This is a genomic window from Reyranella massiliensis 521 (assembly GCF_000312425.1).
Lineage (GTDB): Bacteria > Pseudomonadota > Alphaproteobacteria > Reyranellales > Reyranellaceae > Reyranella > Reyranella massiliensis.
Map to the genome: position 1 here is coordinate 530,577 of NZ_HE997181.1, position 15,370 is coordinate 545,946.

General features: G+C 65.9%; 16 protein-coding genes. 7 read left to right on the top strand and 9 right to left on the bottom strand.

The features are described from left to right. Positions 1-86: 86 nt before the first annotated feature. Together pcaF and BN60_RS02610 are read left to right on the top strand one after the other, a co-directional pair. The gene (pcaF, locus tag BN60_RS02605) at positions 87-1,289 is read left to right on the top strand and encodes a 3-oxoadipyl-CoA thiolase (RefSeq protein ID WP_020694423.1); all 1,203 of its coding nucleotides are present in this window, start codon (positions 87-89) and stop codon (positions 1,287-1,289) included. Then, positions 1,289-2,365: an OmpA family protein gene (locus BN60_RS02610; protein WP_020694424.1), complete on the top strand. Its 1,077-nt coding sequence runs from the start codon at positions 1,289-1,291 to the stop codon at positions 2,363-2,365. The genes pcaF and BN60_RS02610 overlap by 1 nt, the downstream gene beginning before the upstream one ends. Here BN60_RS02610 and pncA read toward each other — a convergent pair. The 5 genes from pncA to purD are packed head-to-tail and all read right to left on the bottom strand — an operon-like array spanning position 2,355 to position 7,588. After that, positions 2,355-2,963, bottom strand: coding sequence for a bifunctional nicotinamidase/pyrazinamidase (gene pncA, locus BN60_RS02615; protein ID WP_020694425.1), 609 nt, complete (start codon positions 2,961-2,963; stop codon positions 2,355-2,357). The two genes, BN60_RS02610 and pncA, sit on opposite strands and share 11 nt — an antisense overlap. A gap of 13 nt (positions 2,964-2,976) precedes the next feature. Beyond that, positions 2,977-4,101, bottom strand: a complete 1,125-nt coding sequence (gene tgt / locus BN60_RS02620; RefSeq protein ID WP_020694426.1) for a tRNA guanosine(34) transglycosylase Tgt — start codon at positions 4,099-4,101, stop codon at positions 2,977-2,979. Continuing rightward, a complete protein-coding gene (queA, locus tag BN60_RS02625) occupies positions 4,098-5,144 on the bottom strand; it encodes a tRNA preQ1(34) S-adenosylmethionine ribosyltransferase-isomerase QueA (RefSeq protein ID WP_020694427.1) in 1,047 nt (348 codons plus the stop codon). Before queA ends, tgt begins: the two co-directional genes overlap by 4 nt. Positions 5,145-5,150: 6 nt before the next feature. Beyond that, a complete protein-coding gene (locus tag BN60_RS02630; protein ID WP_020694428.1) occupies positions 5,151-6,278 on the bottom strand; it encodes an MBL fold metallo-hydrolase in 1,128 nt (375 codons plus the stop codon). A 32-nt stretch (positions 6,279-6,310) separates the two neighbouring features. Then, complete coding sequence (gene purD, locus BN60_RS02635) at positions 6,311-7,588, bottom strand: phosphoribosylamine--glycine ligase (RefSeq protein ID WP_020694429.1); 1,278 nt, start codon at positions 7,586-7,588, stop codon at positions 6,311-6,313. A 58-nt stretch (positions 7,589-7,646) separates the two neighbouring features. Between purD and xseA the strand changes: the two genes are divergently transcribed. From xseA to BN60_RS02650, 3 genes are read left to right on the top strand one after another with little or no spacing between them, the layout of a single operon-like run. After that, positions 7,647-9,164 carry an exodeoxyribonuclease VII large subunit gene (xseA, locus tag BN60_RS02640; RefSeq protein ID WP_020694430.1) on the top strand — a complete coding sequence of 506 codons (1,518 nt, stop codon included), beginning with the start codon at positions 7,647-7,649 and terminating at the stop codon, positions 9,162-9,164. A gap of 12 nt (positions 9,165-9,176) precedes the next feature. Next, positions 9,177-9,908, top strand: coding sequence for a ribonuclease activity regulator RraA (locus tag BN60_RS02645; RefSeq protein WP_020694431.1), 732 nt, complete (start codon positions 9,177-9,179; stop codon positions 9,906-9,908). 11 nt (positions 9,909-9,919) lie between these two features. Then, positions 9,920-10,351, top strand: coding sequence for a DUF2846 domain-containing protein (locus BN60_RS02650; RefSeq protein WP_020694432.1), 432 nt, complete (start codon positions 9,920-9,922; stop codon positions 10,349-10,351). Here BN60_RS02650 and BN60_RS02655 read toward each other — a convergent pair. Continuing rightward, positions 10,348-10,743, bottom strand: coding sequence for a VOC family protein (locus BN60_RS02655; RefSeq protein WP_020694433.1), 396 nt, complete (start codon positions 10,741-10,743; stop codon positions 10,348-10,350). The genes BN60_RS02650 and BN60_RS02655 overlap by 4 nt on opposite strands. Before the next feature lie 118 nt (positions 10,744-10,861). On the opposite strand from BN60_RS02655, the gene BN60_RS02660 reads away from it, so the two are divergent. Continuing rightward, complete coding sequence (locus tag BN60_RS02660; protein ID WP_020694434.1) at positions 10,862-11,209, top strand: SET domain-containing protein; 348 nt, start codon at positions 10,862-10,864, stop codon at positions 11,207-11,209. Between the two features lie 8 nt (positions 11,210-11,217). Here BN60_RS02660 and BN60_RS02665 read toward each other — a convergent pair whose 3' ends face one another. Together BN60_RS02665 and BN60_RS02670 are read right to left on the bottom strand one after the other, a co-directional pair. Beyond that, a complete protein-coding gene (locus BN60_RS02665) occupies positions 11,218-12,291 on the bottom strand; it encodes a glycosyltransferase family 4 protein (protein WP_245539800.1) in 1,074 nt (357 codons plus the stop codon). Next, positions 12,288-13,103: a UDP-2,3-diacylglucosamine diphosphatase gene (locus BN60_RS02670; protein WP_020694436.1), complete on the bottom strand. Its 816-nt coding sequence runs from the start codon at positions 13,101-13,103 to the stop codon at positions 12,288-12,290. Before BN60_RS02670 ends, BN60_RS02665 begins: the two co-directional genes overlap by 4 nt. A 122-nt stretch (positions 13,104-13,225) precedes the next feature. Between BN60_RS02670 and BN60_RS02675 the strand changes: the two genes are divergently transcribed. Next, complete coding sequence (locus BN60_RS02675) at positions 13,226-14,158, top strand: diacylglycerol/lipid kinase family protein (protein ID WP_020694437.1); 933 nt, start codon at positions 13,226-13,228, stop codon at positions 14,156-14,158. Here BN60_RS02675 and BN60_RS02680 read toward each other — a convergent pair. Next, positions 14,155-15,366 carry a lytic murein transglycosylase gene (locus tag BN60_RS02680; protein WP_020694438.1) on the bottom strand — a complete coding sequence of 404 codons (1,212 nt, stop codon included), beginning with the start codon at positions 15,364-15,366 and terminating at the stop codon, positions 14,155-14,157. The genes BN60_RS02675 and BN60_RS02680 overlap by 4 nt on opposite strands. Positions 15,367-15,370: the final 4 nt, after the last annotated feature.

Genomic DNA, 15,370 nt, shown 5'->3' on the forward strand with positions numbered 1-15,370 from the left:
CGGACATGGCCGGGCAGGGAGGGGCACTAGCAAGCCCCCGCGAGCGGTGCTACCCCAACCCATTGATTGAGTTGGGAGTACCCAAGATGACTGAAGCCTTCATTTGTGATGCGATCCGAACCCCCGTCGGCCGTTACAACGGCGGCCTGGGCGCCATGCGTGTGGACGATCTCGCTGCCCATCCGATCAAGGCGCTGATGCAGCGCAATGCCAATGTCGATTGGGGGGCGGTCGACGATGTCATCTACGGCTGCGTGAATCAGGCCGGCGAGGACAATCGCAATGTCGCGCGCATGGCGGGTCTGCTCGCCGGTCTGCCGGTCGAAGTGGCCGGCGCCACGGTGAACCGGCTCTGTGGCTCTGGCCTGGAAGCGGCCGGACACGCTGCACGTGCTGTAAAGCTCGGCGAAGCCGACATGATGATTGCCGGCGGGGTCGAGGGCATGACGCGCTCGCCCTATGTCATGGGTAAACCCGAAAGCGCCTTCGATCGTTCCATGAAGCTTGAGGATACGGTGCTGGGCTGGCGCTTCGTCAACCCGCGCATGAAGGCGGCATACGGCGTCGACCCGATGGGCCAGACCGCCGAGAACGTCGCGACCGAGCACCAGATCAGCCGAACCGATCAGGATGCCTTTGCCTATCGCAGCCAGCGTCGCTGCAAGGCGGCGCAGGATCGTGGCTTCTTCGAGAAGGAAATCGTTTCGGTCACCGTCAAGAAGGGCAAGACCGAGATCGTCGTTGGCAAGGACGAGCATCCGCGCGGCGACACGACGATGGAAACGCTCTCGAAGCTGGCGGCGGCGTTCCGCGACGGCGGCTCGGTGACGGCTGGCAACTCCTCGGGCCTGAACGATGGCGCCTGCGCCATGATCATTGCCTCGGAGGCTGCGGCCAAGGCCAACGGACTCACGCCTCGCGCCCGTATCCTGGGTACGGTATCGGCCGGCGTGCCGCCGCGCGTCATGGGCATCGGTCCGGTGCCGGCGACGCAGAAGCTGCTGGCCAAGCTCGGCATGACCATCGGCGACTTCGACACGATCGAACTCAACGAAGCCTTTGCCGCCCAGGCGCTGGCCGTCCTGCGCCAGCTTGGCCTCAGCGACGATGCCGAGAACGTCAACCCCAACGGCGGCGCCATCGCGCTGGGCCATCCGCTCGGCGCGTCGGGCGGCCGGTTGATGATCACGGCTCTCAACCAGCTCGAGGCGACGGGCGGCAAGCGCGCGCTCGCCACCATGTGCATCGGCGTCGGCCAAGGCATCGCGCTGGCGCTGGAACGGGTCTGATGCGTCACCTGCTGCTTGCCGCCGCCGCGCTCCTGCTATCGAGCCTGTCGGCGCAAGCGCAGGTCGAACCGCAATTCACCAAGGAGCTGACCTCCAACGCTCCGGGCAGCAGCGATCTGCTGCTGCCGCGCTATGCCGGCTCCTTCATCCTGGCGCAGACCAAGAAGGACTTCGACGAGCTGGTCCTGCCGCTCGGCAAGGCGATCGGCTCGTCGTACCAGACCGACGCCGACAAGAAGCTGCGCTACGAGAAGGTCGAGTCCGTCGAGGGCCGGCTGACGCGCACCGTCTACGTGATCCCCGAAGGCCGCTCGACGCTCGAAGTGGTGCGCAACTACACCAATGAGCTGGAGGGCAAGGGCGCCAAGACCCTGTTCCAGTGCAGCAAGGCCGAGTGCGGCGAGGACTTCCACAAGCTGCATGGCGTGCCGCGTGCGCTGAAGCCCGAGGGCACGGCCTACAATCGCGCCCGTCGCGACCTGACCGGCAACGTGCTGGAGTATGTCGATCCTTCGGCCGACCAGCGGCTGTGGGTCGGCAAGTGGGAGCGGGGCGGTGGTTCGGATGTCTACGTCTCGATCTACGCTGCTACCCAGACCGGCGGTTCGATGGGCAACGTCTCGTCGGCCTTGAAGGGCCGGGTGCTGGTGATGCTCGACGTGCTCGAAACCCAGGCGATGCAGCAGAACCTGGCCTTCGTCTCGGCCGAACAGATCGGCGGCGCGCTGGGCAAGGAGGGCCGCGTCGCGCTCTACGGCATCCTGTTCGATTTCGACAAGGCCGACATCAAGCCGGAGTCCGACAAGCAGCTCGTCGAGATGGCAAACCTGCTCAAGTCCACGCCCGGACTGAAGGTGTTCATCGTCGGCCATACCGATAACAAGGGCGCCTTCGCCTACAATACCGACCTGTCGCAGCGGCGCGCCGAGGCTGTCGCCAAGGCGCTTACGGCAAAGCATGGTATCTCGGCTGATCGTATGGTCGCAAAAGGTGTTGGCCCTTTGAGTCCGCTTGCTCCCAACGACAATGAAGACGGACAGGCCAAGAACCGCCGCGTCGAACTCGTCAGGCAGTAAGGTTTAGATTGATACCGCCCTGGCGCATCTCGGTGAGCTTGCGCTTGCGGCTGCCGTCGAGGTCGATAGCGGCCGTGGCTTCGAGCACCACGGCGACATCGAAGCCGGCTTGCCGGGCATCGATGGCCGACCAGGCGACGCAATAGTCGAGTGCCAGGCCGCAGAAGATCAGCCGCGAGAATCCGCGTGCCTTCAGGTAGCCATCGAGGCCGGTCCGCGTCATGCGATCGTTCTCGCGGAAGGCCGAATAGGAATCGATGCCGGTATGATAGCCCTTGCGCACGATCATCTGCGCCTTGGTCGTTTCAAGATCGGGATGGAACGCAGCGCCCGGCGTGCCCTGAATGCAGTGGTCCGGCCAAAGGGTTTGCGGCCCGTAGGGGAACTTCACCGTCGAGAAGGGCTCGGCGTCGGCCCAGGAACTGGCGAACGAGGCATGGCCCGCGGGATGCCAGTCCTGCGTCAGGACGACGTGGTCGTAGCGGCCGATCAGGCGGTTGACCAGTGGCACGATGGCATTGGCGCCGGGCACGGCCAGCGCGCCGCCTTCGCAGAAGTCGTTCTGCACATCGACCACGATCAACGCCTCGTTGGGCATCCGTTACGCTCCGCTACGATGGGGGGATGTCGCCGAGGCTCTGATCGCTTTCGAACGAGGCGATCCAGGAGCCCAGCACGTTGCTTTCGATGGCGCCGCGCAAGCCGCGCATGACGTCCTGATAGTAATGCAGGTTGTGCCAGGTCAGCAGCATCGCACCAAGGATCTCCTCGGAGCGAATGAGGTGATGCAGGTAGGCCCGGCTGTGATGTTTGCAGGCCGGGCAGGCGCAGTGCTCGTCGATCGGCCGCGGATCGTCGCGGTGGCGCGCGTTGCGCATGTTGAGTTCGCCGCGGCGCGTGAAAGCCTGCGCCGTGCGGCCGGCGCGCGTCGGCATCACGCAATCGAACATGTCGATGCCGCGCTTCACCGCGCCGACGATATCGGCAGGCCGCCCCACGCCCATCAGGTAGCGCGGCCGGTCGGCCGGCAGCATCGGCACGGTCTGGTCGAGGACGCGGAACATCGTCTCCTGGCCCTCGCCGACAGCGAGTCCGCCGACCGCATAACCGTCGAAGCCGATCGAGGTCAGAGCCTTGGTGCTTTCCTCGCGCAGCTCGGGAAAGACGCTGCCCTGGACGATGCCGAACAGACCGTAGCCCGGCCGCTCGGTGAAGGCCCGCTTGCCGCGTTCCGCCCACTTCATCGAAAGCCGCATGGAGAAGGCCGCCTCCGGCTCCTCGACCGGCCAGCTCGTGCACTCGTCGAACGACATGGTGATGTCGGCATCGAGCAGGCGCTGGATCTCGATCGAGCGCTCGGGCGTGAGCCGATGCTGCGTGCCGTCGATGGGCGAGCGGAAGGTGACGCCGTCGGGATCGAGCTTGCGCAGCTCCTTGAGCGACATCACCTGGAAACCGCCCGAGTCGGTCAGGATCGGACCCGGCCAGTTCATGAACTTGTGCAGGCCGCCCAACGAGGCGACACGCTCCGCGCCGGGCCGCAGCATGAGGTGAAAGGTGTTGCCCAGCACGATCTCCGCGCCAGTGCTGGCGACGGATTGCGGCATCATCGCCTTCACGGTGCCGGCGGTGCCCACCGGCATGAAGGCCGGCGTCTCTATCGTGCCGTGCGCCGTCGTGATCTGCCCGCGGCGTGCATTGCCATCGGCGCCGAGCAGCTTGTAGGAAAGACTCATCGGCGCAACAAACAACAATCGCCGTAAGAATAGAAGCGATATCGCTCGCCTATCGCGTGCGCATAAGCCTGCTTCATACGGTCGAGACCGGCGAAGGCGGCGACCAGCATGAACAGCGTCGAGCGCGGCAGATGGAAGTTGGTGAGCAGCAAGTCGACGGCGCGAAAGCGAAAGCCCGGCGTGATGAAGATGTCGGTTTCGCCGCTCCATGGTTTCACGGCGCCGTCGTGGGTGCGCGCCACGGATTCCAGCAACCTGAGGGAGGTCGTGCCGATCGAGACGATCCTGCCGCCGGCCGCGCGCGCCGCACTGACGGCGTGGGCCGTCGCTTCGGAAACCTCGCCCCATTCGGCGTGCATGGTGTGGGCGTCGGTATCGTCGACCCGCACCGGCTGGAAGGTGCCGGCGCCGACATGGAGCGTGACGCCCGCCGTACCGATGCCGGCCTCTGCCAGCGCTGCCAGCAATGGCGGCGTGAAATGCAGGCCGGCGGTGGGGGCGGCGACGGAGCCGTCGTAGCGGGCGAAGAGCGTCTGGTAATCGGCACGATCCTGTGCGTCGGCCGTGCCGCCGCGAATGTAGGGGGGCAGGGGTACCGTGCCGGTTTGTTCCAGGGCTGTGAGAAATTCGTGACCGCTCCTGTCGAACGCCAGCACGATGGATCCGTCCTCGTGCTTGGTGTCGACCCGGGCCGTGAGACCGTTGGCGAAGGTGATCGCATCGCCGGGACGCAGCCGCTTGGTCGGACGTGCGAAGGAAAGCCAACGACCGGCGCCGACGTCGCGGATCAACAGAGCTTCGAGCGAGACGTCCTGTCGGCCGCCGCTGCCGGCGCGAACGCCCTTAAGCCGCGCCGGAATGACCTTGGTGTCGTTGAAGACCAACAGGTCGCCGCGGCGCAGCAGGCCCGGCAGGTCGCGCACCGTCCTGTCGTGCAGGCCGTCCGGCGCGACATCGAGCAGACGCGCGGAATCGCGCGGCGAGACGGGCCGCTGGGCAATGAGGTCGTCTGGAAGCTCGAAGTCGAAGAGATCGACGCGCATTAACCGTCAGACAGCGCCGACATCCATCACCTCGGGTGAAGGATCGTCGGCAGGCGGGTCGTTGGCAGGGTTAACCAGCGCGACGAAGCGGTGCACGCCATCCACGACCGTCCGCTTCACGCGCGCCCGCGTCTCCAGGCAATGAAGGTGCGCCAGGGTCTCGCCGAAAGCGAACACGATCTGATTGTTGTCGAGATGGCGCGGGAAGAGCACCGGCACCATGTCCCAGCCCGTCGCGCCTTCGGCTCCCTTGCGGGCGATGGCGGTCGTCATGTCGTTCAGGCGGGCATCGTGATGGGCCACGAGCTGGTCGAGGCGCGTGTGCAGGCCGATGAATGGAAAGCCGTGGCTCGGCAGGACCAGCGCGTCGGCCGGCAGGCGGCGAAAGCGCGAGAAGCCATCCAGGAACCAGGTCAGAGCGTCGGCCAGCGGTTCGTTCGGCCAGACGCCGACATTGGTGCTGATCTTCGGCAGCACCTGGTCGCCGGCAATCATGACGTTGAGTTCGGGGCACCACAGCGACGCGTGCTCCGGCGCGTGGCCGCGGCCCACGATGACGTCCCAGCGATGCCCGCCGATGGTGAGGGGGTGGGCGTGGATCAGCCGCTGGAAGGCCGTGGGCAGTGGCGCCACGCCCTTGGCATAGCCGCCCTTGTGGCGGTGGAAGTTGGCGATGCGGTCCGCCGGCACGCCGTTGCGCGCGAGATGGGCGGCGCGGATCTCGTCGCTCTCCACGAAGTCGTTGCGGGCCGCCTGGGCGCTCATGTACTCGCCCAGGGTCATCCAGAGCGGCGCGTTCCATTTTTTGCAGAGCCAGCCGGCCAGCCCGACATGATCGGGATGGAGGTGCGTGGCGATCACGCGCGTGACGGGTTTGCCGTTCAGCTTCTGGGCGAAGATCTTCTCCCAGAGATCACGCGTGTCCTGCGTATTGATGCCGGTGTCGACGATCGTCCAGCCGTCCTTTTCCTCCACCAGCCACAGGTTGATGTGGTTGAGCTGGAAGGGAAGCGGCATGCGCAGCCAGTAGATGCCGGGGGCGACGTTCTTGATGTCCCCGGGCTCGGGGACGTCGCCGCAGGGGAAGCGCAGTTGGGCCAGCAGGCGCTGGGAGAGGTCAGGCGAATCAGGCATGAAAAAGCCCTAGCGGCGACGGGGTTGGGCTGTCACGACCGCTGGCCGACTGCCCGCCATGCAATATCACGCCGGCAAAAGCCTTCCGGCCAGTCGATCAGGTCGACAGCCCGGTAGGCGCGGGCACGGGCTTCCTCCACGGTAGAGGCCATGGCGCTGACGTTCAGCACGCGGCCACCATTGGCCAGGATGCGGTTGCCGTCGGCTTTGGTTCCGGCATGGAAAATCTGCACGCCCTCGATCTTTGCCGCCTGGTTCAGGCCCCGGATTTCGCTGCCCTTCGGGTAGGAGTCGGGATAGCCCTTGGTCGCCAGGATGACGGTAAGGGCGGCCTCCGGGGACCAGCGCAGATCGAGGTGGTTCAGGCCGCCATCCACGCAGGCCAGTAGGGCCGGCACGAGATCGGACTTCAGCCGCATCATCAGGACCTGGCATTCGGGGTCGCCGAAGCGGCAATTGTACTCGACCAGCCGCGGTCCCTTCTGATCGATCATCAGGCCGACATAGAACACGCCCTTGAACGGCGAGCCGGCCTTGGCCATCGCGCGCACAGTCGGCATCACGATCTCGTCCATGGTGCGCTTCTGCATGCCGGCGTCGAAGATCGGCGCCGGCGAATAGGCGCCCATGCCGCCGGTGTTCGGCCCCTTGTCGCCGTCGAAGGCGCGCTTGTGATCCTGCGCACCGACCAGCGGCAGCACATGCTCGCCGTCGCAGAGCGCGAAGAAGCTCGCTTCCTCGCCCTGCATGAACTCCTCGATCACGACCGAGGCGCCGGCCGCCCCGAAGCGATTCCCGGCGAGAATATCGCGGACCGCCTCGACGGCCTGCTCGACGGTTTCGGCGACAATCACGCCCTTGCCGGCGGCCAGCCCGTCCGCCTTGACGACGATGGGTGCGCCCTGCGCGCGGATATAGGCCTCGGCCTTGGCGACGTCGGTGAAATGCTCGTAGGCCGCGGTGGGGATGTTGTTTTCGCGGCACAGAGCCTTCGTGAAGCTCTTGGAGCCTTCGAGCCGGGCAGCAGCCTTCGAGGGGCCCCACGCCTTGATGCCGGCGGCGGTGAAGGCATCGACGATGCCGGCGACCAGCGGCGCGTCGGGCCCGACCACCACGAAGTCGATCTTTTCGCGCTGCGCGAGCGCTACCTGTCCCGCGATGTCCTCGGCACCGATGTCGATGCATTCGGCGACCTGCGCGATGCCGGCATTGCCGGGGGCGCAAAAGAGCTTGGTGCAGAGCGGAGACGCCGAAATCGCCCAGCAGAGCGCATGTTCGCGGCCGCCGCCGCCCACCACGAGGATTCGCATAGCGAGGCTTTGACCACAGTTTGCGTCGCGGGCACAAGCGGCTAGGCTGGCGCCGCCCATGGATAATTTCGACGCTCCATCAGTCCCCAGCAATGTTCCGGAATTCTCGGTTTCCGAGCTCTCCTTTGCGCTGAAGCGCGAAATCGAGACGGCATTTCCGCGCGTGCGCGTGCGGGGCGAAATCAGCCAGCCGTCCTTTCCGCGCTCCGGTCATTGCTATTTTCGCCTGAAGGACGAGAACGCCGTCATCGACGGCGTTGCCTGGAAGGGCACGATCCCGCGGCTCGGAATCCGCATCGAAGAGGGGCTGGAGGTCATCGCCACCGGCAAGCTCACGACCTATGCCGGCTCCTCGCGCTATCAGATCATCGTCGACCGGCTGGAACTGGCGGGCGAAGGCGCGCTGCTGAAGCTCTTGGAGGATCGCCGGAAGAAACTGCAGGCCGAGGGCCTGTTCGATCAGGACCGCAAGCGGCCGCTGCCTTTCCTGCCGGAAGTGGTCGGCGTCGTGACCTCGCCCTCGGGCGCAGTCATCCGCGATATCCTGCACCGGCTGGCGGATCGCTTTCCGTGCCACGTCCTGGTCTGGCCGGTCGCCGTGCAGGGCGAGAAGGCGGCTGGCGAAGTCGCGGCGGCCATCGCCGGCTTCAACAGGCTTCCCGAGGACGGGCCTGTGCCGCGGCCCGACGTGCTGATCGTGGCGCGTGGCGGCGGTAGTCTCGAAGACCTCTGGGCCTTCAACGAGGAGGTCGTGGTGCGCGCCGCCGCGGCGTCGACGATCCCGCTCGTCTCCGCGGTCGGTCACGAAACCGATACGACCCTGATCGACTTCGCCTCGGACCGCCGTGCGCCGACGCCGACGGCGGCGGCCGAAATGGCGGTGCCGGTGCGCGCCGATCTGATGGCCGAGACGCTGGACTATGCGAAGCGGCTGGTCGGCGGCATCAACCGCCTGTTGCGCGAGTCGGCGATGGAACTGGCGGGCCTGGCGCGCGGCCTCGGCGATCCGCGGCGCCTGATCGAGGAGCGTCAGCAGCGGCTCGATGTCAGCGGTGAACGGCTGGGACTGGCGATGCGGCAGCTCGTGGATCGACGCGCCCAGTCGTTGGCAGCGGCGAGGCTCCTCCGGCCCAATGCCGTGATCGCAGCCAAGGAGCAGATGCTCGCCGCCGAATCGCGGGCGCTGCGCAGCGCCATGGAGCGCTTCAAGGGCGACACCTTGCAGAAGATCGAGCGCACCGCCGATCGGCTGACGCAAAATGCCGACCGCTTGAAGCGCCATTCCGACGATCTGCTGCGGCGTGGCGGCGAGCGCGTCGATCAGCTGGGCAAGCTGCTGGAGAGCTACTCCTTCCACTCCGTGCTCAATCGCGGCTTTGCGCTGGTGCGCGATCAGGACGGCCAGCCGGTATTGGCGGCGGCCGCCACGAGTGCAGGCCAGACCATCGGCATCGAGTTCGCCGATGGCCGTATCGGTGCGAAGGTCACCGATAGCGCAGGCCGGTCTGCGAGGGTCGCTGCTCCGCTGCCACCGCGCCGCCAAGGCGGCAGCGGCAATCAAGGTTCGTTGCTGTAGGGGGAAACGAAGATGACCAGCGCGCCGCTGTCGGCCGAGACCATCAAGAACTTCATGTACGCCAGCACGGCGACCGTCTCCATGCAGATGCTGAAGCGCGGCTTTCGCAACACGGCGGTGAGCGGCGTGCGGCCGCTCAATCCCAAGGCGACGCGCATGGTTGGACCGGCCTACACGCTGCGCTACGTGCCGGGCCGCGAGGATCTCGACAAGCCGCCGTCGCCCAACGATCCGCCGCATGCGCAGAACAAGGCGATCGAGGAGACGCCAGCCGGCCATGTGCTGGTGATCGGCACCGAGGGCAACCTGCGCTCCGGTACCCTGGGCGATATCCTGGCATTGCGTCTCAAGGTACGTGGCGTGGCAGGAGTGCTGAGCGACGGTGCGATGCGCGACACGCCGGTGATCGGCAACTTCGACTTCCCCGTCTACTGCGTCTCTGCCGCAGCGCCGCCCAGCATGAATCACCTGCATCCCGTCGAGGTGCAGACGCCGGTCGGCATCTGCGGTGTCGCGGTCTATCCGGGCGACGTGATCGTGGCGGACGGCGACGGCGCCATCGTCGTGCCGCGTCATCTCGCCGACGAAGTGGCGCGCGATTCCTTCGAGCAGGAGCGTCTGGAGAAATTCGTGGCGATCCGCGTCGGGCAGGGCAAGCCGATCAAAGGCACCTATCCGCCGAACGACGAAACCAAGAAGCTCTACCAGGACTGGATCAAGGCCGGCGAACCCGCTGGCGGCTGAAGGAGAGGACGATGCCCAAAAGCCTTGCCGCTCTGTTGCTGTTGGCCCTCGCGGCTTGCCAATCCTCGTCGGTGGCGATGGCGCCGCCGGGCCAGGATGCCGCCGGCAAGCAGTTCAATCCGCCGCCGCCCGGTACGGCCGCGGTCTATTTCTACAATCCGGCAGCCGCCAGCCCGGTTCTGAACGTGGCGGTCGACGGGCTCAATATCGGCCGGCTCGGCACGCAGACCTGGATGCGGGCGGAGATCAATGCCGGCCATCACGTCTTCCGTTGCCGCGGCGGCGACTCGGGCAATTCCATATGGCTCAATCTGGCACCCGGCCAGATACGTTTCATCGATGTGCAGATGTTGCCCGGCCAGTATGTCTGCGCGATCCGCGAAACCAGCCCTGAAGCGGGACGTGCCGGCGTGTTGAACGGCGGTCGGGCGCTGCAGAGCTAGGAGTTGCCGGGCCCGGCCGGCGGATCGCCATAGGGCGTGGTGATCAGCTCGAGCAGATGGCCGCTGGGGTCTTCGAAATAGACCCCGCGGCCGCCATAGAGCGTGTTGATCTCACCGGGACTGCTCTTGTTGGGATAGCCGTAGAAGGGGATGCCGGCCTTCTTGATCTTGGCGAAGGCGCTGTCGAATTCGGCGTCGCTGACCAGGAAGGCATAGTGCTGCGTGCGCACGTCCGACGACGTGACGAAATCCAGGGTGACGCCATTACGGGTCTTCACTGGCCGGAAATGACCCCACTGCTTCTCGGGTTCGACCCCCAGCAGGTCGGCGAGGAACGCGGCCGAGACATCCTTGTCCTTGGCCGGAACGATCAGGTGATTGAGTTCAGCCATATCTGAAAGGTAGTCGTGATGGAGTCGAGTTCAAGTCCAGCCGAGGAGTGACCGGCTTGGGCTGTTCGCGTATTCGATATAAAGGAGCCTTCTGCTGCGGTCGTTAGAGCGTGGGTGCATGAAGCTGGTGGTCAAGAAATCCTCGTTGCATGGCAAGGGTCTGTTTGCCGGTGAAGACATTCCCTGGGGTACGAAAATCATCGAGTATCAGGGGGAGCGCATCTCGGACTTGCTGGCCGAGCAGCGTATCGCCGGGGGTGCAGACTGCATCTTCGAGCTCGGTGAAGACCAAAACCTCGACGGCGCTGTGAACGGCAACGAGGCGCGCTACGCGAACCATGCGCGTGCCAACCCCAACTGCTTCATCTTGCGTGAAAACGGCCAGATCTGGATCGTCGCGGGGATCGAAGGAATCAAGAAGGGTGACGAGCTGACCTTCGACTACGGGTCGGATTTCTATCCCTGAGCCATTGGTCAGGAGGCAGCGGCATCCGGGACGGCGCGGCGTTTCAGGGGATGCCAACGGCTCCGCGGGATCGGCCGCAACGTTTGCAGAAACTGCTGCGCGCAACGCTCCCAGGTGAAGCTTTCGGCGTGACGGCGGCAGTCCGCGGGATCGCGCGCCACAGCAGCGAGACAGGCGGTACGCAGATCCTCGTCAAGAGCGCCGACCTTGGGATCGGTCACGACATCGAGCGGCCCCGGAACCGGATAGCCGGCGACCGGCACGCCCGAGGCCAGCGCCTCGACCATGACCAGACCGAAAGTATCGGTGCGGCTCGGAAAGACGAAGCAATCGGCCTGGGAATATCGTAGGGACAGCTCGTCGGTGTCGACGGCGCCGAAGAAGCGCACATCCTTGTAGCGGCGCTTCAGTTCCTTGAGCTGGGGACCGCCGCCCACTACCCATTTGGTGCCGGGCAGGTCGAGGTCGAGGAAGGCCTTGATGTTCTTCTCGATGGCGACGCGGCCGGCGTAGAGCCAGACCGGCCGTTCGCCGCCTTGCCCATCGTTCAACGTGGCGCGCGGCTGCGGCTGGAATGCCGCGATGTCGACGCCGCGTGACCATGGCACGAGATTCTCGAAGCCGCGCCCAGCCAGTTCCTCGCGAATGGCGGGGGAGACGACCAGCACAGCCGACGAGGTCGCATGGAAGCGACGCACGAAGGCATAGCTCCACGACAACGGAATGCGGACGCGGGCGCGGACGTATTCGGGAAAGCGGGTGTGATAGGCGGTCGTGAAGGGGAGGCCGCGGCTCATGCAGAAGCTGCGGGCCGCCCAGCCGAGCGGACCCTCCGTCACCAAATGGATGGCGTCGGGCGCGAAGAGCTTGAGCATGTGCGAGAGGCGTGCGCCGGGAAACAGCGACAGCCGGATCTCGGGATAGGTCGGGCAGGGCAGGGTCCGAAATCGGTCCGGGCCGAAGACCTCGACCTCGTGGCCTTCCGCACGCAGCAGCCTGGCGACGGTCTCCAGGGTGCGCACGACTCCGTTGATCTGCGGTCGCCAGGCATCGGAGACGATGGCAATGCGCAAGCCTTTCACTCCGCGGCGAGGTGTTGGGCGGCCGACAGCGGCAGTCGGCTCGACCGGCGGGCCATCTCGTCGGCCCAGTGCACGATGCGCAGGCGGCCGTCGAAGTCCTCGACCAGGGCGGTGCAGCTTTCGACCCAGTCGCCATCGTTGCAGTAAAGGATGCCGCCGATGGTGCGGATTTCGGCATGGTGGATATGGCCGCAAACGACGCCGTCGACGCCGCGGCGGCGCGCCTCGTTGGCGACGGCGTTCTCGTAGTCGGCGATGAACTGCACCGCGTTCTTGACCTTGTGTTTCAGGAAGGCCGAGAGCGACCAGTAGGGCAGGCCGAGCTTGCGGCGGGCCCAGTTGAACAGCGTGTTGATGCGCAGGGCCGTAGCGTAGGCCCAGTCTCCCAGGATGGCGAGCCAGCGCGCGTAGCGCACGATGCCGTCGAACTGATCGCCATGGATCACCAGTAGCTTGCGGCCGTCCGGCGCCTCGTGGATCGCCTCCTCCTGGACGCGCACGTCGCCGAAGGTGAGCTGGCAGTATTGTCGCGCCGCCTCGTCATGATTGCCGGGGATGTACACCACGTTGGTGCCCTTGCGGGCCTTGCGCATGATCTTCTGCACGACGTCGTTGTGGCTCTGCGGCCAGTACCACCAGCGCTTCAGGCGCCAGCCGTCGACGATATCGCCGACCAGATAGAGGTATTCGCTTTCGTTGCGCTTCAGGAAATCGAGCAGGATCTCCGCCTGACAGCCTCGCGTGCCGAGATGAATGTCGGACAGGAAGATCGCCCTGTGTCGGGCCGGTTGATGGCGCTCGATGATTGTCATGAGAGCGGAGCCATGTGGACAACGATCCGACAGACACAAAATCTGTTGTGCGCGATTGCACGGTACGCAGCGGATTGTGTATGCCAGCCGTTGCGTACCGATTAATCGGTTGTGACGGTTCCATGACATTCGCCCAGGCGGGCTCCGTGCTGTTGATCCTCAATCCCATCGCCGGCCGTCGTCGTCGCGGTCTGGTCGATGCCGTGGTGGGGCGCGTGCGCGCTGAGGGTTGGACGGTGGACGTCGTCGAGACTGCCGCCGAAGGCGATGCCTGCTGCCTCGCCGAGACCTGTGACGCGAGTCGCTACAGAGTGATTGCCGTGGCGGGTGGCGACGGTACCATCAATGAGGTCGTGAACGGTCTTTCCCGTAGATCGGCGACGGCGCCGCCGCTGGCGATCGTGCCGCTGGGCACCGCCAATGTGCTGGCGCACGAGCTGGGTCTCGGCTTCAGCCCCCAGTCCGTGGCACGCACGATGACGGCGGGGCGCGAGCTGCTGATGTGGCCGGGCGAGGCCAATGAATGTGGAGCTGGATGCCGTCCGCCGCGCTGCTTCTCGTTAATGGCGGGGGCTGGCTTCGATGCCAAGGTCGTGGCAGGCGTCACGGCACCGTTGAAGCACCGATGGGGCCGCGGTGCCTATGTCTGGCGTTCCCTGGTCGAGGCATGGCGCTACCGGCCGGTGCGCTACGCGGTGGAGGTCGACGGCAAGACGCAGGAGGCCGCCTCGGTGATCGTCACGCGCGCCCGGCACTATGCGGGGCCGTATGTCGTGGCACCCGAGGCGGCGCTCGAGAAGCCGCTGCTGCATGTCTGCCTGTTCGAGCGCTGGGGCTGGATACACGCATTGCGCTTCGGCGCGGCCCTGTTGAAGGGCGCGTTGCCCCGCACGCCGGGCTATCGCGTCCTGGCCGGCCACAGAGTTCGCATTTCGGTGACCGACGACGCCGGCGAGCGCCGACGGCAGCCGGTGCAGATCGACGGCGACGACGCGCTCACGCTGCCAGTATCGATCGGCCTCGCCCCGAGAGGCGTACGGGTCCTGCGTCCCTAGCGCGTCTGCTGCAGGCGGCGTACCGACTCTGCAGTCGGATGGCCGTCGGCGGGCAGTCCGCTCTGCTGCTGAAACAGACGCAGCGCCGAGCGGGTCTTGGGGCCCAGCAGACCGTCGGTCTCATCCTTGTAGAGGCCGAGCCTCGCCAGCCGGTTCTGGATGTCGATCACCGTATCGCGCGACAGCGGGGCGTCGTCGGCTGGTGCGGCCTGCTGGACCGGCAATCCGCCGGCGATCTGGCGGGCCAGGATGCCGACCGAGAGCGCATAGAGCGTCGAGCGGTTCCAGTTCATCACCGCCTTGAAGTTCGGATAGATGATGAAGGCCGGGCCGCGGAAGCCGGCCGGCAGGAGGATCGATGCGGCATCGTCGACCGCCGGCAGCGGCGCCCCGCCGGCCTTCTTCACGCCCATCGCCGCCCAAGCGCGTACCGGCTTTTCGACGGTTGTGTCGGCCTGGTCGAGCGGGAAGCCGCGCGGCAGCACAATCTCCTCGCTGGACGGCAGGCCCGGCCGAAAGCCGATGCCGCGCAGGAAGTTCGCGGCCGAGGCGAAGGCGTCGGGCAGGCTGTTCCAGATATCGATACGGCCATTGCCGTCGCGATCGACCGCCCATTTGGTGAAAGTCGAGGGCATGAACTGCATGTTGCCCATCGCGCCCGCCCATGAACCACGCATCTGGTCGCTGGTCATGTGATTCATGTGCAGGATGCGCAGCGCCTGAACCGTCTCGTTGCTGAAGAACTCCTGGCGCTTGGTCATGCAGGCGAGCGTCGACACGGACCGCACGACGCGGAAATCGCCCATGAAGGAGCCGTAGTTCGTCTCGATGCCCCAGAACGCCATGATGTATTGCGGCGGGATACCGTATTCGGCCTGCAGGGCGTCGAGCAGAGCGCGATGCTGCGCCATGCGCTGCTGGCCCTTCACGATACGGTCGGGCGTCACCGTGCCGCCGACATACTTGGCATAGGTCAGCGAAAACTCGGGCTGGCGCTGGTCGAGGTCGATGACCTTCTGATCGGGCGTCAGGCCCTGAAAGGCGCGATCGGCAATGTTGGCCGGCACGCCCTGGCGCATTGCGTCGGCCTTGATGGTCTGCAGGCAGGCGCGGAAGTCGCCGTTCTGGGCGGCCGCCGAATTTGCGAGTGCGCCTGCAAGAAATGCCGACGTTGCGGCGATGATCGCGATATTGGGAAGAGGAGTCATAGAG